Origin of the sequence: Streptomyces sp. NPDC056222 (genome assembly GCF_042264065.1) — a bacterium.
In the GTDB taxonomy this organism is placed as follows: Bacteria; Actinomycetota; Actinomycetes; order Streptomycetales; family Streptomycetaceae; genus Streptomyces.
In genome coordinates, this window is the sequence record NZ_JBHJTL010000057.1 from 17129 (window position 1) to 36461 (window position 19333).

The 19333-nt window shown below is 72.0% G+C and carries 15 protein-coding genes; 7 read left to right on the forward strand and 8 right to left on the reverse strand.

Going from position 1 to position 19333, the window contains the following annotated elements; genetic code table 11:
* Nucleotides 1–121 precede the first annotated feature (121 nt).
* On the forward strand, nucleotides 122–604 hold the full coding sequence (locus ACFC0D_RS24555; protein WP_376439740.1) for a DUF456 domain-containing protein: 483 nt from the start codon (nucleotides 122–124) through the stop codon (nucleotides 602–604).
* Nucleotides 605–681: 77 nt separating this feature from the next.
* A complete protein-coding gene (locus tag ACFC0D_RS24560) occupies nucleotides 682–1083 on the forward strand; it encodes a PPOX class F420-dependent oxidoreductase (RefSeq protein WP_376439741.1) in 402 nt (133 codons plus the stop codon).
* On the opposite strand, the gene ACFC0D_RS24565 is transcribed toward ACFC0D_RS24560, so the two are convergent.
* The 3 genes from ACFC0D_RS24565 to rsgA all read right to left on the reverse strand — a co-directional run bounded on the left by ACFC0D_RS24565 (nucleotide 1055) and on the right by rsgA (nucleotide 4153).
* Nucleotides 1055–1513 carry a GNAT family N-acetyltransferase gene (locus tag ACFC0D_RS24565; RefSeq protein WP_376439744.1) on the reverse strand — a complete coding sequence of 153 codons (459 nt, stop codon included), beginning with the start codon at nucleotides 1511–1513 and terminating at the stop codon, nucleotides 1055–1057. The two genes, ACFC0D_RS24560 and ACFC0D_RS24565, sit on opposite strands and share 29 nt — an antisense overlap.
* Before the next feature lie 4 nt (nucleotides 1514–1517).
* A complete protein-coding gene (locus tag ACFC0D_RS24570) occupies nucleotides 1518–2885 on the reverse strand; it encodes a bifunctional transcriptional activator/DNA repair enzyme AdaA (RefSeq protein ID WP_376439746.1) in 1368 nt (455 codons plus the stop codon).
* Between the two features lie 134 nt (nucleotides 2886–3019).
* Nucleotides 3020–4153, reverse strand: a complete 1134-nt coding sequence (gene rsgA / locus ACFC0D_RS24575) for a ribosome small subunit-dependent GTPase A (RefSeq protein ID WP_376439748.1) — start codon at nucleotides 4151–4153, stop codon at nucleotides 3020–3022.
* A gap of 394 nt (nucleotides 4154–4547) precedes the next feature.
* Here rsgA and argG point away from each other — a divergent pair, with 394 nt between their 5' ends.
* Both argG and ACFC0D_RS24585 read left to right on the forward strand, forming a co-directional pair.
* Nucleotides 4548–6002 carry an argininosuccinate synthase gene (gene argG, locus ACFC0D_RS24580; RefSeq protein ID WP_376439751.1) on the forward strand — a complete coding sequence of 485 codons (1455 nt, stop codon included), beginning with the start codon at nucleotides 4548–4550 and terminating at the stop codon, nucleotides 6000–6002.
* Nucleotides 6003–6168: 166 nt separating this feature from the next.
* Nucleotides 6169–10071: a hypothetical protein gene (locus tag ACFC0D_RS24585; protein ID WP_376439754.1), complete on the forward strand. Its 3903-nt coding sequence runs from the start codon at nucleotides 6169–6171 to the stop codon at nucleotides 10069–10071.
* Nucleotides 10072–10097: 26 nt separating this feature from the next.
* Here ACFC0D_RS24585 and ACFC0D_RS24590 read toward each other — a convergent pair whose 3' ends face one another.
* The 3 genes from ACFC0D_RS24590 to ACFC0D_RS24600 all read right to left on the reverse strand — a co-directional run bounded on the left by ACFC0D_RS24590 (nucleotide 10098) and on the right by ACFC0D_RS24600 (nucleotide 13567).
* Nucleotides 10098–10949 (reverse strand): sulfurtransferase, encoded by an 852-nt coding sequence (locus tag ACFC0D_RS24590; protein WP_376439757.1) that lies wholly within the window; start codon nucleotides 10947–10949, stop codon nucleotides 10098–10100.
* Between the two features lie 43 nt (nucleotides 10950–10992).
* Nucleotides 10993–12357 (reverse strand): rhodanese-like domain-containing protein, encoded by a 1365-nt coding sequence (locus tag ACFC0D_RS24595; RefSeq protein ID WP_376439759.1) that lies wholly within the window; start codon nucleotides 12355–12357, stop codon nucleotides 10993–10995.
* A gap of 91 nt (nucleotides 12358–12448) precedes the next feature.
* Complete coding sequence (locus ACFC0D_RS24600) at nucleotides 12449–13567, reverse strand: molybdopterin-dependent oxidoreductase (protein ID WP_376439761.1); 1119 nt, start codon at nucleotides 13565–13567, stop codon at nucleotides 12449–12451.
* Between the two features lie 206 nt (nucleotides 13568–13773).
* Here ACFC0D_RS24600 and ACFC0D_RS24605 point away from each other — a divergent pair, with 206 nt between their 5' ends.
* Nucleotides 13774–14172, forward strand: coding sequence for a VOC family protein (locus ACFC0D_RS24605; protein WP_376439763.1), 399 nt, complete (start codon nucleotides 13774–13776; stop codon nucleotides 14170–14172).
* Here ACFC0D_RS24605 and ACFC0D_RS24610 read toward each other — a convergent pair.
* Nucleotides 14109–14843: a helix-turn-helix domain-containing protein gene (locus ACFC0D_RS24610; protein ID WP_376439766.1), complete on the reverse strand. Its 735-nt coding sequence runs from the start codon at nucleotides 14841–14843 to the stop codon at nucleotides 14109–14111. The genes ACFC0D_RS24605 and ACFC0D_RS24610 overlap by 64 nt on opposite strands.
* 103 nt (nucleotides 14844–14946) lie before the next feature.
* Between ACFC0D_RS24610 and ACFC0D_RS24615 the strand changes: the two genes are divergently transcribed.
* Nucleotides 14947–16377 carry a hypothetical protein gene (locus ACFC0D_RS24615; RefSeq protein ID WP_376439768.1) on the forward strand — a complete coding sequence of 477 codons (1431 nt, stop codon included), beginning with the start codon at nucleotides 14947–14949 and terminating at the stop codon, nucleotides 16375–16377.
* 27 nt (nucleotides 16378–16404) lie between these two features.
* Here the strand turns inward: ACFC0D_RS24615 and ACFC0D_RS24620 are convergent, their stop codons facing one another.
* The gene (locus ACFC0D_RS24620; RefSeq protein WP_376439771.1) at nucleotides 16405–17520 is read right to left on the reverse strand and encodes a YihY/virulence factor BrkB family protein; all 1116 of its coding nucleotides are present in this window, start codon (nucleotides 17518–17520) and stop codon (nucleotides 16405–16407) included.
* A 17-nt stretch (nucleotides 17521–17537) separates the two neighbouring features.
* Here ACFC0D_RS24620 and ACFC0D_RS24625 point away from each other — a divergent pair, with 17 nt between their 5' ends.
* Nucleotides 17538–19175, forward strand: coding sequence for an acyl-CoA dehydrogenase family protein (locus tag ACFC0D_RS24625; protein WP_376439773.1), 1638 nt, complete (start codon nucleotides 17538–17540; stop codon nucleotides 19173–19175).
* The last annotated feature ends 158 nt before the right edge of the window (nucleotides 19176–19333 follow it).

The following is a 19333-nucleotide window of genomic DNA, read 5'->3' on the forward strand; positions in this document are numbered from 1 at the left end:
CGTGGCGACCCTGCGCCGGGTGGCCGCCCGGCCCCGGCCGGCACCCGCGACAGGCGGCGCCGCGCCCCCCGTACGTACCCCGCGACCTGCGAGAAGATCATCGGTCCTGCACGCTTGGCAGATGGGTGTGTGGCAGCTGTTGCTCGTCGCGATGGTGATGCTGCTCGGCCTGTTCGGGGTGTTGGCTCCCGGCGTGCCCGGGCCGTGGCTGGTGTGGGCCGCCATGCTCTGGTGGTCCCTCAACGAGCAGAGCGGGCTCGCCTGGATCCTGCTCGTCTCCTCGACGGCGCTGCTCCTGCTCACCCAGGTGGTCGTGTGGCAGCTGCCGCAGCGCCGGATCCGCGGGGTCGGCATCACCCGGCGGATGGTGGCGTACGCCGGGGTCGGCTCGTTCCTCGGCTTCTTCCTGATTCCCGTGCTCGGCGCGATCCCCGGTTTCATCGGCGGCATCTACCTCTCGGAACGGCTCCGCCTCGGCGGCCACGGCCAGGCCAGGGCCTCCACCCGGACGGTGATGCGGGCCGCGGGGACGAGCATTCTCGTGGAGCTGTTCTCCTGCCTGCTGATCGCCGGGGCGTGGTTCGGCGCGGTGATCTGGGGCTGAGGTCCTAGGTCTCACGGGCAGCGGACCGGGACGGATCGCCGATGCGCCGGGCCCGGTCGGCGCGCGACCCTGGCCACATGAGGGATTTCGACGGATTCAACGAGGACGAGCGGGCCTATCTGCGGACCCAGCGGCTGGCCCGGATGGCCACGGTCGACCCCGACGGCCAGCCGCAGGCCAACCCGGTCGGCTTCTTCCCGCAGGAGGACGGCACGGTCCTGGTGGGCGGGCTCGCGATGGGCCGCTCGAAGAAGTGGCGCAATCTCCGGGCGAACCCCAAGGTCGCGCTGGTCGTCGACGATCTGGCGAGCGTACGGCCCTGGCGGGTGCGCGGGGTCGAGATCCGCGGGGTGGCCGAGCTCCTGGTCGGACCGCACGAGCTCGGACCGCACTTCAGCGAGGAGGTCATCCGTATCCACCCCCGCAGGATCCACACCTGGGGCCTCGCGGCTACTTCGGAAGATCGATCTGGTACCTGATGAAGCCGGTGTTCCGGGCCACCTGGTCGTAGAGCCGTCGGGCGGTGGCGTTCGACTCCTGGGTGTTCCAGTAGACCCGGTCGCAGCCCCGCTCCCGCGCCCAGTCCGTCACGGCGGCGATCAGGGCGCGGGCGACGCCCTTGCCGCGTGCCTCGGGGTCGGTGAACAGGTCCTGCAGGTAGCAGACGTCCGGCCCGGAGGTGTTGGGGTGGACGAAGAAGTGGGTGATGCCGACGATCCGGCCGTCGAGCCGGGCGGCGAGGGCGTGCAGCCGGGTGCCGTCCCGGAAGGCGGTCCAGGCCCGCTCGTACATGGCGTCGGGCTCGCTGCGGCCGTAGAAGTCGATGTACGCGCGGAAGAGGCGCTCCCAGGCGTCACGGTCGTCGGGTCCCAGCCGGTCGATGCCGATCTGGTGCTCATGGGTGATCATGAGCTCATTCTGCCGGTACGGGTACGAGCTCCAGATACCTGAGGGCGTACGACCGCCAGGGCCGCCAGGCCTCGGCGTCCGGGGCGCCCTCGGGGGCGACGTCGGGGTCGCCCAGGGCACGCATCCGGACGAGGGCGGCCTGCGCGGCGGTGACACCGGGGACGGCACGCAGGGCCCGTTCCGCCTCGTCGCGGTCGGCGCCGGGATCGAGGCGTACGGCTCCGGTGGCGAGCTCCCTCGCGAGCGGGCCGGCGATCGGGTCGGTGGTGAGTGCCGCGGGCTCGGGGAAGAGGTGGGTGAGGGTGCCGCAGGCGCTGTCCAGGGGCGTGCCGTGCGCCGTCACCAGCCGCGCCGCCGCCTCCGGGCCGACCAGGGTCCGTACCGCGAACTCCTCCGGATCGGCGGCGCCCGGCGACCGAACGCCGGGGCGGGCCGCCACCCTGTCGGCGAGTTCGGGGTCGGCGCCGAGGCGCTCGGCGACGGCGTAGGGGTCGGCGTCCAGGTCGAGGAGGCGGCGCAGCCGCTGGACGGCGGTGGTGAGGTCCCGCAGGTCGGTGAGGTGGATCCGGGCGTCCAGCCAGGGCCCCGCGGAGCGCTCGTCGACGGAGACGATGCCGGTGCCGTACGGGAGACGGAGCGTGCGGCGGTAGGTGCGGGTGCCAGGGGTGCCGAGCACCTCCTCGACATGGGGCAGGGCCTCGGCGGCGAGCAGGTCGAAGACCTCGCGGGCGGCGTACGGGCCGCGGTGGGCGAGCCGCAGCGGCACCCCGGCGGCCAGGGCGGTGCGGGGTCCGGCTCCGGTGCCGGACTCGGTGCGCAGCTCGGAGGGGGTACGGGCGTAGATGCGGCGGATCGTGTCGTTGAACTGGCGCACGCTGGCGAACCCGGAGGCGAACGCGATGTCCGTGACCGGGAGCCCGGTGGTCTGCAGCAGCAGCCGGGCGGTGTGGGCGCGCTGGGCGCGGGCGAGCGCGACGGGGCCCGCGCCGAGTTCGGCGGTGAGTTGCCGCTGAACCTGTCGGGCGCTGTATCCGAGGCGCCCGGCGAGCCCCGGCACGCCCTCCCGGTCGACGACCCCGTCCCCGATCATCCGCATGGCGCGCCCGACGACGTCGGCGCGGACGTTCCACTCGGCGGACCCGGGCACGGCGTCGGGGCGGCAGCGCCGGCAGGCCCGGAAGCCGTGGCCCTGGGCGGCGGCCGCGGTGGGGAAGAAGGTGACGTTCTTCCGCTTGGGCGTCACCGCGGGGCAGCTGGGCCGGCAGTAGATCCCGGTGGTCTCGACGGCGAAGAAGAACGCGCCGTCGAACCGGGCGTCGCGGCTGCTGACCGCCTCGTACCGGGTGTCCTCGCCGGCGTCGTGGTCGCTCACGACATCCAGTGTGCGGGAGCCCCGGACACTCGGCTGGCGGTTTTCGGACACCGCACTGCCCCCGGGGCTCCTCTGCCGGGCGACCGCCCCGGACGGCCGGCGACGGCCGCCGGAAACGAGGTCACCGGCCTTCGCTACCAGCCGTTCCGGGACTCGCGCGCACGGCCGCCCCGCTTGATCTCCATCGCCGCGCGGCCCTCCGCGCCCTTGCGCTTCCAGTCCTTGAGGATCTCGGCCCGGAGCCGGGCGTCGGTCTTGGCGACGATGCGCTGGTTCTCGCGCAGGAGCTTGCGGTAGCTCTCGAGCCGGCGCACCGACAGCGAGCCGTCGTCGACGGCCGCCGTCACCGCGCAGCCCGGTTCCGCTTCGTGGGCGCAGTCGTGGAAACGGCAGTCCTCGGCCAGCCGCTCGATCTCGGAGAAGACCTGGCCGACCCCGGACTCGGCGTCCCAGAGCCCGACACCACGCAGACCCGGCGTGTCGATGAGGACGCCTCCCCCGGGCAGCACGAGCAGGTTGCGAGTGGTCGTGGTGTGCCGGCCCTTGCCGTCCACGTCACGGGCGGCCTGGACGGTCATCACGTCCTGGCCGAGGAGGGTGTTGGCGAGCGTCGACTTCCCGGCGCCGGAGGCCCCGAGCAGCACGCTCGTCCCGCCGGACACGACCGCGGCGAGCACGTCGAGCCCCTCACCGGTCTGTGCGCTGACCGGCACCACCTGCACCCCCGGCGCCACGGACTCCACGTCCTCGACGAGGTAGGAGAGCCCGACCGGGTCGGGGACGAGGTCGGCCTTGCTGAGCACGACGAGGGGCTGCGCGCCGGACTCCCAGGCCAGGGCGAGGAAGCGCTCCACGCGGCCGAGGTCCAGTTCGACCGCGAGCGAGACGGTGATGATCGCGTGGTCGACGTTGGCGGCGAGGATCTGCCCCTCGGACCGCTTGGACGAGGTGGACCGTGCGAACGCCGTGCGGCGCGGCAGCAGGGTCCGTACGTACTGGGGGTCGCCGGCCGCGTCGACGGCGACCCAGTCCCCCGTGCAGACGACCTTCAGCGGGTCGTGGGGAACGACGAACTCGGTGTCGCCACGCACGATGCCGACGGGCGTGGCCACATCGCACTGGCCGCGGTCCACCCGGAGGACACGTCCGGGCAGCAGTCCCTGCTCGGCGTACGGAGCGAACGCGTCCGCCCAGTCGTCGTCCCAGCCGTACGGGGCGAGCGGGTGCGCGGAGGTGGAGATGGATGCCTGAAGAGAGGCGAAAGACAAGGGGTGACCCTTCACAAGGGTGGCCCCGGCACGCGTCGTACGACGCGGAAAGAGGTAGGTCAGCCGGCGGCCACGGAGGTGGTGTGGACGAACATCGGGATGAGGGCAGCGCCCATCGACACGGCAGCCACAGTCACACCTCCTGGATCACGGAGAACGGCGGTTTACGGGCGGCCCACTGGCCGCTCCCGCAAGAACGATCACACCCTAACGAGGCTTCTCCCGGAAGCGCTACGCATTTTCTGCCGCCACTTCCAGGAGAATCGGGAGGATCACCCGGGCGTACGCCCTGAAGTCGCGGAACGGGCGGCCGGGGCCGCACCGTGGACGGTGCGGCGTCGGCCCGGAAGAGCCCGGCCTTGCATGATCATGCGGAATCCTGCATACTCTTCCTATGTCCAAGGTCCTCACCTCCCTTCCCGCCGGCGAGCGCGTCGGCATCGCCTTCTCGGGCGGTCTCGACACCTCCGTCGCGGTCGCGTGGATGCGCGACAAGGGTGCCGTCCCGTGCACCTACACCGCCGACATCGGCCAGTACGACGAGCCCGACATCGCCTCGGTGCCCGGCCGTGCGAAGACCTACGGCGCCGAGATCGCGCGTCTGGTCGACTGCCGCGCGGCGCTGGTCGAGGAGGGCCTTGCCGCACTGACCTGCGGGGCGTTCCACATCCGCTCGGGCGGGCGCGCCTACTTCAACACCACCCCGCTCGGCCGCGCCGTCACCGGCACCCTGCTGGTCCGGGCGATGCTCGAGGACGACGTCCAGATCTGGGGCGACGGCTCGACATTCAAGGGCAACGACATCGAGCGGTTCTACCGGTACGGCCTGCTCGCCAACCCGCACCTGCGGATCTACAAGCCCTGGCTGGACGCGGACTTCGTGACCGAGCTCGGCGGCCGCAAGGAAATGTCGGAGTGGCTCGTCACCCACGGCCTGCCCTACCGCGACAGCACGGAGAAGGCGTACTCCACCGACGCCAACATCTGGGGCGCCACCCACGAGGCCAAGACCCTGGAGCACCTGGACACCGGTGTGGAGACCGTGGAGCCCATCATGGGCGTGCGGTTCTGGGACCCGTCGGTCGAGATCGCCACCGAGGATGTGACGATCGGCTTCGACCAGGGCCGCCCGGTGACGATCAACGGCCAGAAGTTCGACTCCCCCGTCGACCTGGTCATGGAGGCGAACGCCATCGGCGGTCGCCACGGCATGGGCATGTCCGACCAGATCGAGAACCGGATCATCGAGGCCAAGAGCCGCGGCATCTACGAGGCGCCCGGCATGGCCCTGCTGCACGCCGCGTACGAGCGCCTGGTCAACGCGATCCACAACGAGGACACCCTCGCCCAGTACCACACCGAGGGACGCCGGCTCGGGCGGCTGATGTACGAGGGCCGCTGGCTGGACCCGCAGGCGCTGATGATCCGGGAGTCGCTGCAGCGTTGGGTCGGCGCGGCCGTCACCGGCGAGGTGACGCTGCGACTGCGGCGCGGTGAGGACTACTCGATCCTCAACACCATGGGACCCGCGTTCAGTTACCACCCCGACAAGCTGTCCATGGAGCGCACCGAGGATTCCGCGTTCGGTCCGACGGACCGGATCGGTCAGCTCACCATGCGCAACCTCGACATCGCCGACTCGCGCGCCAAGCTGGAGCAGTACGCCGGGCTCGGCCTGATCGGCGCCGGCCACCCCGCCATCGGCGCCGCGCAGGCGGCCGCGGCCGGGCTGATCGGCACCATGACGGAGCTGCCGGAGGGCGGCGCCGAGGCCATCGCCTCCCGTGGCGAGGTCGCCGAGGACGACGAGTTGCTGGACCGCGCCGCGATGGAGTTCGGCACGGACTGACGAGCTCGAGAGAGAAGGCCGGCTCGGCGCCTTTGGCGCCGGGTCGGCCTTCTGCTTGCTCCGGGCCGCCCCCCTCTTCCTTCCGTCATGGCATGGTCACGACTGCGAACTGTCCGTAGCATGCGCGTCACACAGGCAACATGGTTCTCGGGGTCGGGGGTTGTCCATGGACGAGCAGCGCGAAGCCCTGCTGGCGGACGAGCTGCACGCGTGGGCCAGCGAGCGGGGCAACGTGTACCGCTCGGCACGGGACATGGTCGTCGTCCACGGCGGCGTGACCGAACACCACCACGAGCACTACCACTCCCGTGGCGAGTCCACGTCCAGAACCTCCTCGCCCTCCGAGGGCGAGGAGTGCCCGTACCCCGGACTGCGCGCGTTCGACACGGACGAGGCCGAGTGGTTCTTCGGCCGGGAAGCCCTCGTCAGCAGGGTCATGAACCGCCTTGAGCTTTGCGTGAGCGACCACAGCCCGCTGGCCGTCGTCGCACCCTCCGGCGCGGGCAAGTCGTCGCTGCTCCGTGCCGGGGTGCTCCCGGGGCTCGCCCAGGGTCGGCTACCGGGCTCCCGGCACTGGCCGCAACTGCTGCTGACCCCCACGGCCGAGCCGCTGGCGGCGCTCGCGTCGGGCCTCGGCCGGCTCATGGACGCCGAACCGGCGCGGGTCACCGAGGAGATGGAGGCCGGCCGGCTCACCTCCTTCGTACGCGAACGGCTGGACCTCTGGCCGGACCGCCGGGTCGTGCTCGTCGTCGACCAGCTGGAGGAGCTCTTCACCGTCTGCCAGGACGAGTCCGTCCGCCGCCGCTTCGTCGACGTGCTCGCCGAGCTGACGGGTGCGGCGCCGGCCGAGCGTACGCCCGGCGACGAGACACCCGTCGCCCTGGCCGTCTACGGACTGCGCGCGGACTTCTACGGTTCCTGCAGCGCTTTCCCTCATCTGCGCGACGCCCTGGTGGAGCGTCAGGTCATCGTCGGACCGATGAGCGACGACGAGGTCCGTCGGGCGGTGACCATGCCCGCCGAGCGCGCCCGTCTGACGCTGGCGCCCGGTCTCGTGGACGTCGTCCTGCGCGACCTGCGGGGCAGCTCCCCACGCGACGAGGGCGCGTACGAGGCCGGGCGGCTCCCCCTCCTCGCGCATGCGCTGCGGGCCACCTGGCTGGAGCGCAGGGGCGACACCCTGACCGTCGACAGCTACCGCGACACCGACGGCATCGACGGCGCGGTGGCGGCCACCGCCGAGGAGGAGTTCGGGAAGCTGACCCCGTCCGCACGGCTGGCGGCACGCCTGATGTTCCTCGGCCTCGTCAGGATCGGCGAGGACGGCGAGGTGACCCGCCGGCGACGGACCCGGGCCGACCTGCTCCTCGCCGCCGCCGACCCGAAGGAGGTGCCGGATCTCGCGGAGCGCTTCACCCGCGCCCGCCTGCTCACCCAGGGTGTGGGGCGGGAGGGCACGGTCGTCGTCGAGGTCACGCACGAGGCCCTGCTGTGGGCGTGGCCACGACTGCACCGCGACTGGATCGGGGCGGGCAGGAGCGGCATCGCGGTACGGCAGGAGGTGGAGGAGGCGGCCGTGGCCTGGGAGCGCGGGGGCCGCAAGGACATGTCGGCGCTGCTCGGGGGAACCAGACTCGAACTGGCCCGTTCCTGGGCCGCGGGAGCGAGCCCGGAGGACCTTACGCCCCTGGTCACGCCGCTGGTGAAGCGGTTCCTTGCCGCCTCGGAGCGCCAGGAGCGCCGGAGCCGCCGGCTCAAGCGTGGTGCGGTGACCGCCGTCTCCCTGCTGGCGGTGCTGGCCATGGTGGCGGCGACGGTCGCGTTCCAGCAGAGCCGTAACGCCGTCGAGCAGCGCGACAACGCCATCTTCGACCGGGTCAGCGCCGAGGCGGACCGCCTGAGGGAGACCGACGGAGCGCTGGCCGCGCAGCTCGACCTCGTCGCCCATCGGATGCGGCCGACGGACCGGCTGCACACGCGGCTGATGACGGCGGCGAACGCGGTGCTGCCCTCGACCGTGCCGGGCGACTTCGGCACGGCTCCGTCCGTCGTGTTCGGCCCGGAGGGACGGCTGGCCACCGGCGGCGGCTCCCTGCGGTTCTGGGACGCCAGGAACACGGCCCGCCCGGTGGCTCTGGTCACCGAGCCGGGAGCGAAGGAGACGGCCACCGCGTCCACGATCGCGTACAACGCGAAGGGTGACCTGCTCGCCCGGGGCGACGTGGACGGCAAGGTACGGCTTATTGACGTCTCCGATCCGAAGCGGCCTGTGGCGCTGAACGCACCGTGGTCGTCGACCCAGCGGGGCATGGTGATGAGCCTGCAGTTCAGCCCCGACAGCCGGACGCTGGCCGTCGCCGTCACGGACAACTCCGGCAGTGAGACGAGCGGGACCGTGTACCTGATCGACGTGAGCGATCCTCGGCGGCCACGAACGGTGAGCAGGGTGGTCTCGGTCGAATGGCAGCTCATCATGTCCGTGGCCTTCAGCCATGACGGCCGCACCCTCGCCGTCACCGGGGGCACGGGGGGACCCGACGGCGACCGCAGCCTGCTCGCGCGGCTGTGGGACGTGTCGGACCCGGCCCGGCCCAAGGCGCTCGGCGGCGAGCTGGGCGAGCATCGCGGCATCGTCAACAAGGCGGCCTTCAGCCCCGTCGCTCCGGTTCTGGCCACTGGCGACAAGTACGGAAGGGTACGGCTCTGGGACGTGTCCGACCCACGTCGGCCGAAGTTGAGCAACACCTTGTTCCTGGGGACGTCGGCCAACGCGCTCGCTTTCAGCTCGGGTGGCCACCTGCTCGCCACCGGGGACGACGCGGGGAACATCAACGTCTGGAACGTGGCGGCCCCCGAACACGCTCGGACGATCATCCCGACGCTGCGCGGACACAACACACTTGTGAGCACTCTCGCCTTCGCGCGGACAGGACTCACGTTGGTGAGCGGCGGCGGGGACGGCAAGGTTCATCTGTGGCGTGTGCCCTCGGGCCTGTCCGTCCTGGGGGGCGGAAAGGCGGCCGAAGCGCTGGCGCTGACCGGCGACGGACAGCTGCTCGCGGTCGCTTCGGGCCCTCAGGTCACGCTGTTCGACCTCTCCGACCCGACGTACCTGAAGTACGTCGGTGGGTTCACGGGCTCCTACGGCACCGTGTCCTCCCTGGCCTTCCTGCCGCGCGGAAGCGGCACGTCAGGGAAGAACGTGCTGGCCACCGGCGGCCAGCGCGGCGACGTCCGGCTGTGGGACGTGTCGGCGCCCACTCGGCCGCTGGCCATCGGCAACTCGCTGCCGGGACAGTCGGAACCCGTCTCCGCGCTGGCCGTCGGCGCCGACGGAAGCACGCTGGTGGCGGCGTCGATGGACCTCGACGGCGGCTACGACGGTGGCCTCCGCGCCTGGAACGTGGCCGATCCGACGCGTCCTACCCCGCTCGGCGGCGAGCTCGACGAGGATGAGCTGGCGACCAAGGCCCTGGCCGTCGGAAGCGGTTCGGGCCACCTCTACTCGGCGCAGGCCGTGGGCGATGTCCGGGCCTGGCGAACGGCCAAGGGGGCCGCTCCCGTACGCGACGGTGGTCAGTTCGACGCCAAAGCCGTCATCTCCCTCGACGCCCATCCACGCGCCCCGCTGGTGGCGACGGGTGGTGCGGACAGCCGTGTCAGGCTCTTCGACGTGTCCCGGCCGGCCTCCCCCAAAGCCGTCGGCAAGCCGCCGCTCGCCGGAGGCATCGTGTGGAGCGTCGGCTTCGCCCCGGACGGCACCATGCTCGCGAGCGGCAACTCCATCGGCCAGGTCCGGCTCTGGAACACCGCGGATCCCGCTCACTCCACCGCCTACGGTCTCCCCGTCACCGGGCACAACGCCGCGGTCAGCGCCCTGCGGTACACCCCGCGTGGCGACGTCCTGGTGACCGCCGGCCAGGACGGCACCGTACGCCTCTGGCAGACCGATCCGGCCCGCGCCCGAGCGATCCTGTGCGCGTCGACGCGCTCGGCGATGAAACCCGACGTGTGGAAGGAGTACGTGTCCCCGGCCCTGCCCTACGACCCGCCCTGCGGCAAGTGACGGGCGGCGTTCGGGAGCTGTCGGTCTCATCCCAGTTCGACGGGTGCCCTCACCAGGGAGCCGTACTCCGTCCAGGAGCCGTCGTAGTTCTTGACGTCCGGGTAGCCGAGGAGTTCGTGGAGCGCGAACCAGGTGTGCGAGGAGCGTTCGCCGATGCGGCAGTAGGCGATGATCTCCCGCTCGGGGGTGATGCCCTTACCCGCGTACAACTCCTTCAGCTCGTCCGCGGACTTGAACGTCCCGTCCTCGTTGGCCGCCTGTGACCAGGGGACGTTGGACGCCCCGGGAATGTGGCCGGGGACCTGGGCCTGTTCCTGGGGCAGGTGCGGCGGCGCCAGCCTCTCTCCGCGGTACTCCTCGGGGGACCGTACGTCGACCATGCGGGCCGCGGACCCGACGTTGTCGAGGACCTCACTCCGCATCGCGCGGAACTGGGGATTCTCCTGGCCGGTCACGGTGTAGTCGGTGCGCCGGTGTTCCGTGACCATCCGGGTCATGCCCCGGCTCTCCAGTTCCCACTTCTTCCGTCCGCCGTCGAGCAGCTTCGCCTTGTTGAAGCCGCGCAGCCGGAGGATCCAGTAGGCGTACGCCGCGAACCAGTTGTCGTTCCCCCCGTACAGGATCACCGTGGTGTCGTCGGCGACGCCCGCGGCGGCCAGAAGGTCGCCGAGAGCCTCCCGGTCCAGGTAGTCGCGGCCCACCGCGGTGTGCAGGTCGGTGGTCCAGTTCCAGCCCACGGCCCCCGGAATGTGGGCGTGTTCGAAGGCGGTCGTGTCCTCGTCCACGTCGATGACGCGAACGGTCGGGTCGTCGAGGTGGGCGGCCAGCCACTCGGTGTCGACCAGGGTCTCCGGATGCGCGTAGCCATTCGTGCCCATCGTCTTCTCCGTTCTCCCGTACGCCTCGTGCGCTTCGTGCGCCTCATCCGTGCGTCGTCAGATCCCCGACACCTCCTCGTACCACCGCCGTGACGGGGACGCCCGCCCGGTCGAGCAGGCCGGCCGCGATCGTCGCCCGGCGGCCGCTCCCGCAGACCGTCCAGACCTCGCGGTCCCGAGGTATCTCGCCCAGCCGCCGGGGCAGTTCGGCGAGCGGGACGGCGTACGTGCCGGGGATGCCGCCCTCCGGGCGCTCCGGCCGGACGTCGAGCACCCACCGGTCCGCGAGGGAGCCGGCCAGCTCGGACGCGTCCGCGGTACGGAAGGAGGCCACGGGTCGGCCCGCCTCGCGCCAGGCGTCGACACCACCGACGAGCCGGCCGGCGACGTTCTCGTAGCCGATCCGCAGCAGCTGGAGCATGGCCTCCTCGGCGGGCTCGTCGGCGGGCTCCGGGGTGAGAAGGACGAGCCGCGTGCCGAACGGCACGACCTCGCCGACGAGGCTCGCGAAGCGCTCGTCCAGCTCGTCGCAGAGGGAGCCCGGCACATGGCCCTCGGCGAAGGTCCGGCGGTCCCGCCCGTCGACGAGCTGTGCACCGCCTCCGATCAGCCCCTCGACCTCGTTCACCGAGAGCGGCCGCACGGCCGGGCGTCCGCCGAGCACCTCGGGGCCCGAGCGGTTGATCGGCGCCATGTAGCGGTAGTACGGGGGGTACGGCGGCAGGCCCGAGAGCCGTTCCCGTACGAACTCCTCCTCGTCGCGGGTGCCGAGCGTGGGGTTGGTGCGCCGTTCGCGGCCCATGGTGGTGGTCCGCTCGCCGGAGACCGGACCCGCCGCGCACGAGCTGCCCGCCCCGTGGGTCGGCAGCACCCGGGTGGCGTCGGGGAGCAGCGAGAGCCGCCGCAGGGAGCGGTACTGCGCCCGGGTGAGTTCGTTCGCGCGGTCGGGACCGGACAGGTCGGTACGGCCCGCGCTGCCGACGAGCAGGCTGCCGCCGGTGAAGACGGCGGTCGGTGCGTCACCGCCGTTCTCGCAGACGAGATAGGCGGTGTGCTCGGCGGTGTGCCCGGGTGTCTCCATCGCCCGTACGACGATGTCCCCCACGGCGATCTCGTCCTCGTCGGCGAGCGGCAGGTGGTCGAAGGCGTAGGGCGCGCGGGCCGGCACGGCGACGGTGGCGCCGGTCGCGGCGCGGACCTCCAGGGCGCCGGAGACGTAGTCGTTGTGCACATGGGTCTCCAGGACGTACCGGATGCGCACCCCCTTGGAGGTACAGGACTCGATCAGACCCCAGCTGTCGCGCTGGGGGTCGACCAGCGCGGCCTCGTCGCCGCTGACGAGGAGATAGCTGGTGTCGCCGAGCGAGGCCGTGGTCACGGGCCGGATCTCCATCGCGTTGGCGTTCATGCCGTCACCTGCTCCCCTTGTCCTTCCCTCCGCGTTCTCCGAGCGGCGGAGACCCGCCGCGCCGGTCGCCCGTTGGCGGTCGCCGGTCGCCTCAGACGACGACCACGTCGACCGCCGCCACCGGGTTGCAGCCGTAGCCCTGGGCGTTCCACGGCGCCCGCGGCGGCTGGGTGTCGCCGTGCGCGTCGGTCGCCCGGGCCAGCAACCGATACCGGCCGGGCCTCCTGGGAGTCCACCGGTACGACCAGCCCGTCCAGGCGTACGGCCCGGTCGGCGGCTCCAGCTCGGCGTCGTGCCAGTCCGCTTCCCCTACGGGCTCCTCTCCCGGACGGTCCTCGTCCTCGTGTTCGGCCCGGACCTCGACCCTTCCCACGGCCAGTCCGGCACCGGACCACGCCCGACCGCGTACGACGGTCTGTGTGCCGCGCCGGAGATCGTCGTCCGGCTCGGGCGCGCTGATGAACGACTTGACCCGGATGGCCGCGACGGGGCCTTCGGGAATGCCCCGCGACGCGACGTACACGTACTCCTCCGCCTGGAAGACCCCGGTGAAGGGTTCCGTGACGGCCCTCGCCTCGACCAGCCACTTCACGTCGGCGACCGCGTACCGGCCGGGGACCACGAGACGGACCGGGGCGCCGTGCTCGGGCGGGAGCGGCTCACCGTTCATATGGGTGGCGAGGAGCGTGTCCGGGTGGAGAGCCTCGGCGAGCGGGAGGCTGCGTTCGAACGCGGCCCGGTGACCGTGCACGGTGCCGACGTCGGCCCCGGCGAAGACGAACTCGACCGCCTCCGGAGCGACACCGGCGCGTTCGGCGACGAGGTGGAACGGAACGCCCGCGAACCGTGCGCAGCCGACCGCCCGTTGGTCCCAGGGCAGTCCCGGCGGGCGCGGGGTCATCAGAGCGCGGCCGTTGCCCGCGCACTCCAGGACGACGTCGAACTCCCGGCGTCCGAGGCGCCCAAGGGCGAGCAGCTCCTCGTAGCCGAGGGTGGCCGGTGCGGTCACCGCCCCGCCGATCCGCAGTCCCCAGTCGGCGACCGCCGTCCGCGGCACCCCGAAGTGGTCCCGGACGAACAGCGCGTCCGCGGGGGTGACGCGCTCGGCCAGCGCGGCCCTCGGCGTCTGGGCGTTGTACGGGTCGGTGGTCACCGTCTCGGGCGCCCAGGCGGTCGCACCGGGCCCACGAGGAATGGCCGATGCGGTCATGACGGCACCTCCGTCGGGCACGGTCCTGTTCCAGCGTACGTCCGGCCGGGCCACCTCACGAGGCCGGGAAGCGCGAGCCGGGCCACCGCACGAGGCCGGGAAGCGCGAGCCGGACCGCGGTGCGCGGCGCCCCGGCCGGGTCCTTCGCCGCGCCCACGTCCGATTCGTACAAGACCCACGCTCCGGCACCTGCCTACGGTGCCCCCATGAACACACCACGTCTCGACGTCATCGGCCTCGTCGTCTCCGACATGGCCGCCTCGCTCGCCTTCTACCGCCGGCTCGGCCTGGAGATCCCGGCCGAGTCCGACACCGCGCCCCATGTGGAGGCCGACCTGCCCGGTGGGATGCGGATCGCGTGGGACACGGAGGAGGTCATCGCCTCCTTCGATCCCGGCTGGTCCCGTCCCCGGGGCGGCGACCGGATCGGCCTCGCGTTCCGCTGCGCCACGCCGCAGGACGTGGACGCCACCTACGAGTCGCTGGTCTCGGCCGGGTACCGCGGGCACCTCAAGCCGTGGGACGCCGTATGGGGGCAGCGCTATGCCGTCGTGCTCGACCCGGACGGCTGCGGGGTGTCCCTCTTCGCCCAGTCCGAGGCGTAGGCGGACAGGGTGGTGCCCGCCATGGCCCGCGTCTCGCGCGCCAGATGGGCCTGGTCGACGCAGCCGGCCCGGAGCGCCGCCTCGGCGTACGGCAATCCCGCCCTGACCAGGGCGAGCGCACGCTGGAGGCGGAGGATCCGCGCCAGGGTCTTGGGCCCGTAGCCGAACGCGTCCAGCGACCGCCGGTGCAGCTGCCGGGCGCCGAGCCCTACGGCCTCGGCCGTCTCGGCGACCGGCCGGCCCGCCTGGAGCCGCCGTACGACCGCCCGGAGCAGCGGGTCGGAGGCCGGGGCCCCGGCGGCCCGGCGCAGCGCGAGGGCCTCGAGGACCGCCGCGGGTTCGGGGGCGTCCGCCACCCGCTCGCCGAGCCGTCGCGCACGCGCCCCGCCCCACAGCGCCCCGAGCTCGACCCGCCGGTCGCGCAGTTCGCTCGCCGGTACGCCGAGCAGCGCGGGCGCGTCTCCGGGTGCGAAGCGGATCCCGGCGTAGCGGCTCGCCCCGGTCTCGGGGACGTGTGCGACGGTGTCGGGTCCCGCGACGAGGAGCCGGCCGTCGCACCAGATCACATCCATGCAGCCGTCGGGCAGGACGGGCACGGGTGGTGCCCCCACCTGGGTGGTGAGGGTCCAGAGGACGGCGCCGTCCAGGCGCGCGGGACGTTCCTCGTACACGCTGCCGAGGGTAGTCCGCCGGACGCGCCCCAGGAGTGGGAGGTCGCGCCCGGTCGGCGTACCAGGGCGGGCGCTCCGGCGGGCCGGGGACGAACCTGGAGTCATGCACCTGCCCAGAGTGGTCGTGGCACCACCGGACAAGCGTGGCCTACGACCGGTCCGCCTGGGTGATCAGGTGGTCGGCGCGGCCTGGTCGGCGCGCGAGCTGAGGGAGATCCTCGTCCGCGAGGGCTTCCCGGCGGACATGGATCTCGACGACCGCGCGCTGATCTGCTGGCGGGAAGCCGGTAGCGACACCTGGCCCGACCGGAGGCGCAAGAGACTGGTGACCGCCGCGGTCATGGCGGCGGGCCTGGTCATGTCGGGGACCGTCCTCATCATCGTCGGCAGCGAGGACGCCTTCGGGGCGCTGACGTTCGCGTCGCGGGTGACCGGCTTCCTCTTCTTCCTCGCGGGCCTGCTCCAGCTGGCGGCCGCCCTCGGGGTGCGGGACTACTGGGGCAAGCGGAACCTGCGGTACTCAGGGCTGCTGGTCCTGGTGGGCGTCCTCATCGCGCTGCAGGTCCACACCATGCTTCTGACCCTGTGGTTCGAGGAGATGGAGTTCACGCCCTGGGTCTTCACCTACATGCCGCTGTCGCTCTGGGCGGTCTGGGCGACCTGGACCGTCATCCGGGAGAAGGCCTGGCAGGGCATCCCGCACCCCAGGAAGGTCGCCGCGGGCGTGCTCGCGACCGCCCTGCTCGCCGCCGCGAACTTCGCCTACTCGGCGGCGTACCAGCCGTACGCGGCACACGTCCAGGTGACGCTCAGCGCCAGGTTCGGCAAGCCGGAGCTGGACCCGAGGGAGCCGGTGATCCATGTCCCGGTGACCTTCTCCCTGCAGAACACGGGAAGGGTTCCCGTCAACGTCATCGCCAGCGTGTTCTGGGTGAAGGGCAGAACGTCGGACTTCACCGGTGGCGCGAAGGAGCTGGCAGGGACGAAGGAGGACGTGGCGGGGGGCCAGGACAGCGAGCTCTACGCCGGGTTGCCGACCTGGCGTGTGCTCGACACGGGGCTGATCGTCGTCCCCGGGGACTGGTTCGACCCGGGGACGGGACAGGTCGAGAACGTGGTGGTCCAGGTACCCAAAGGGGCCGACTACGAGAGCCTGGAGGTCGACGGGGACATCACCGTGCTGAGGAGGGACCGGGGAAGGGTCGACGATGCGTTCGTACGGCCCCGGTACTCCTGGGTGAAGGGGGCGACGAACATGGTCGAGTGTCCGGCGGCGTGCGGGGACTACGTCTTCTACATGGGCGAGCTGACCCACAACAACAACATCATCAACGTGACCCGGAGGCAGCGCTATGTCGTCGCGATCCGGCTCCTGGGCGAGGATTCGAAGATGTACGCGGCCGTCTCGCCGCTCAACGCCCACGGCAAGGTGTCCGGCGTGAACCTCGATCCCGAGGTGAAGTACGGAGTCGAGACGATCCGGACCGGAACCGTCGTCATCCCCTTCGCCACGGTCCTCAGGACCGCCACCTGAGTCCCGGCCCCACTCCTTCTCGCTGCCCTAGTCCTTCTCCCAGCCCGAGTGCAGGCGCGACTTGACGTCGTCCGGCGGCAGGAACCGGGACCAGCGCTCGGGGAACTCCGACGGCATGTCCGGGTCGTCCTCGTCCACGTCGTCCGCCTCCGCGCGCAGCCGGGCGACGAGGTCGGCGGCCTGGGCGGCGCGGGCGCGGTCGCTGGCCTCGCGGGCCGCGGCGGTGGCGACGGAGGGCCAGACACGGTCGATCGCGGCGTTCACCGCCGCGCCGACGAGCACGGCGAAGGCCGAGATGCCGATCCAGAGCAGCACCGCGATGGGCGCGGCGAGCGAGCCGTAGATCGTGGGTCCCTCGACCTGGCTGGTCAGGTAGATCCGCAGAAGGAAGCTGCCGAGCACCCACATCCCGAGCGCCACCAGCGCGCCCGGGATGTCCTCGATCCATGGGGAGCGGACCGGGACGGACACGTGGTACAGCGTCGTCAGGAAGGCGATGGAGAGCAGGATGACGACGGGCCAGTAGAGGACGGCGACGACCTCCGTGCCCCACGGGATCAGCTCCACCACCCGGTCCGGGCCGACGACGGCGAGCGGCAGGACGACCGCGCCGATGAGCAGCGCCACGATGTACAGCAGGAAGGCGAGCAGCCGGGTCTTGACGATGCCGCGGTGCCCGTCGAGTCCGTACATCACGGTGATGGTGTCGATGAAGACGTTCACGGCGCGCGAGCCGGACCAGAGGGCGATGGCGAAGCCGAGCGAGATGAGTTCGGGGCGTTTGCCCTGGGTGACGTCGTCCAGGACGGGCTTGGCGATGTCGCGTACGCCGCGGTCGGAGAGGACCGTTCCGGCGGCGCGGAGGATGTTCTCCTGGATGCTCGCGACGGTGTCGGTGTTGGTCCAGTCGTCGGCGTAGCCGAGGAGGGCGATCAGACCGAGCAGCAGCGGGGGAAGGGACAGGAGGGTGAAGAACGCCGCTTCGGCGGCGAGGCCGAGGATGCGGTACTCGATGCACGAGTTGACGGTGTCCTTCAGGAGCAGCCAGACCATCTTCCGCTTCGAGACGTTGCGGTAGAGGACTCGCGCCCGGTGGAGTCTGCCCCCGGGCCGCCGCTCGGGTGTTTCGTTTGCTGCCTGCACCTCCTTACCGTATCGGCATGGCAGCCACCACCCACACAGTGACCAACCAGGCTCCGCCCCTGGTCGGATACGACGCGTACACGTCCGACCGGCCGCTGGCGGAGGCCGTCGAGCGTCATCTGGCGCCGGAGGTCTTCGCGGAAGCGCGCGAGGAGCTCGTGGGCCAGGGCCGGTCCGTCGGGTCGGCGCAGGCGCAGGAGTGGGGGGCCCTCGCGAACGGGAATCCACCGCTGCTGCGGACGCACGACCGGTACGGGAACCGGATCGACGAGGTGGAGTTCCATCCCTCGTGGCACCGGCTCCTGGGGCGGTCGGTGGCCGCGGGTCTGACCGATGCCTGGGGCCGTCCGGGTGGTCATGTGCGGCGCGCGGCCGGGTTCATGCTGGCGACGCAGACCGAGGCGGGGCACGGCTGCCCGCTGTCGATGACCCATGCCGCGGTGCCCGCGCTGCGGACGGAACCCGCGCTCGCCGCCGTCTGGGAGCCGCTGCTGACCTCGCACGTGTACGAGGAGGGGCTGCGGCCGCCCGGCGGGAAGGCGGGGGCGCTCCTCGGGATGGGGATGACGGAGAAGCAGGGCGGCAGCGACGTACGGGCGAACACGACCGAGGCGCGGCCGCTCTCCGGGGCCGGCGAGTACGTGCTGACCGGGCACAAGTGGTTCTGCTCGGCGCCGATGTCGGACGGCTTCCTGGTCCTCGCCCAGGCTCCGGAAGGGCTGAGCTGCTTTCTGGTGCCGCGGGTCCTGGAGGACGGTACGCGCAACGCGTTCGCGATCCAGCGGCTCAAGGACAAGCTGGGGAACCGGTCGAACGCCTCCGCCGAGGTGGAGTTCGACGGGACGACCTGGGCGCGCCGGGTCGGGGACGAGGGGCGCGGGGTCCGCACGATCATCGGAATGGTGGCGGCGACCCGGCTCGACTGTGTGCTGGGCTCGGCGGCGCTGATGCGGCAGGCGCTGACGCAGGCCGTGCACCACACCGCGCACCGCGGTGCGTTCGGCGGTCCGCTCCTCGACAAGCCGCTGATGCGCAATGTGCTGGCCGATCTGGCGCTGGAGTCGGAGGCGGCGACTGTGCTCGGAGTGCGGCTCGCGGCTGCGTACGACGCCGATACGGAGGCAGAGCGCGCTTTCCTGCGGATCGCCGTGCCGGCGGCGAAGTACTGGGTGACGAAGCGGTGCGTGCCGACGGTGGCGGAGGCCCTGGAGTGCCTGGGCGGCAACGGCTATGTGGAGGAGTCGGGGATGCCGCGGCTGCTGCGCGAGTCGCCGCTCAACTCGATCTGGGAGGGCTCCGGCAATGTGCAGGCGCTGGATGTGGTGCGGGCGTTGCAGAGGGAGCCGATGGCGCTGAACGCGTTCCTGACGGAGGTCGGCAAGGCGCGGGGCGCGGACCATCGGCTCGACGGGGCGATCAAGGGCATGCTCACCGAACTGGCCGATCTGGACGGGATCGAGGGGCGGGCCCGACGGCTCGCGGAACGGATGGCGCTGGTCCTGCAGGGTTCGCTGCTGGTGCGGTGGGCGCCGGCGGAGGTGGCGGACGCGTTCTGTGCCTCACGGCTGGGCGGCGACCGGGGCTCGGCGTTCGGGACGCTGCCGACCACGCTGGATCTGCGGGCGGTGGTGGAGAGAGCGCGCGTGGAGGTCTGAGCCCTGGGGCGCACGCCCCTGGCGCACGCGAGTAAAGCTGAGCCGCGCGCGCCAGGGGTGGACCCGGAAAAGGTCGGCACGCGCGGAAAAGCCGAGGGTGGTGCTGCGCCGACACGGCACCACCCTCCGCTCGCACCACCCTCGTGTACGAGAGCGGT

What these genes read in the sequence shown, in the direction of transcription:
- ACFC0D_RS24555 (WP_376439740.1), top strand. Translation starts at nt 122, where the DNA reads ATGGGTGTGTGGCAGCTGTTGCTCGTCGCGATGGTGATGCTGCTCGGC.
- ACFC0D_RS24560 (WP_376439741.1), top strand. Translation starts at nt 682, where the DNA reads ATGAGGGATTTCGACGGATTCAACGAGGACGAGCGGGCCTATCTGCGG.
- ACFC0D_RS24565 (WP_376439744.1), bottom strand. Translation starts at nt 1,513, where the DNA reads ATGATCACCCATGAGCACCAGATCGGCATCGACCGGCTGGGACCCGAC.
- argG (WP_376439751.1), top strand. Translation starts at nt 4,548, where the DNA reads ATGTCCAAGGTCCTCACCTCCCTTCCCGCCGGCGAGCGCGTCGGCATC.
- ACFC0D_RS24585 (WP_376439754.1), top strand. Translation starts at nt 6,169, where the DNA reads ATGGACGAGCAGCGCGAAGCCCTGCTGGCGGACGAGCTGCACGCGTGG.
- ACFC0D_RS24590 (WP_376439757.1), bottom strand. Translation starts at nt 10,949, where the DNA reads ATGGGCACGAATGGCTACGCGCATCCGGAGACCCTGGTCGACACCGAG.
- ACFC0D_RS24595 (WP_376439759.1), bottom strand. Translation starts at nt 12,357, where the DNA reads ATGAACGCCAACGCGATGGAGATCCGGCCCGTGACCACGGCCTCGCTC.
- ACFC0D_RS24600 (WP_376439761.1), bottom strand. Translation starts at nt 13,567, where the DNA reads ATGACCGCATCGGCCATTCCTCGTGGGCCCGGTGCGACCGCCTGGGCG.
- ACFC0D_RS24605 (WP_376439763.1), top strand. Translation starts at nt 13,774, where the DNA reads ATGAACACACCACGTCTCGACGTCATCGGCCTCGTCGTCTCCGACATG.
- ACFC0D_RS24615 (WP_376439768.1), top strand. Translation starts at nt 14,947, where the DNA reads ATGCACCTGCCCAGAGTGGTCGTGGCACCACCGGACAAGCGTGGCCTA.
- ACFC0D_RS24625 (WP_376439773.1), top strand. Translation starts at nt 17,538, where the DNA reads ATGGCAGCCACCACCCACACAGTGACCAACCAGGCTCCGCCCCTGGTC.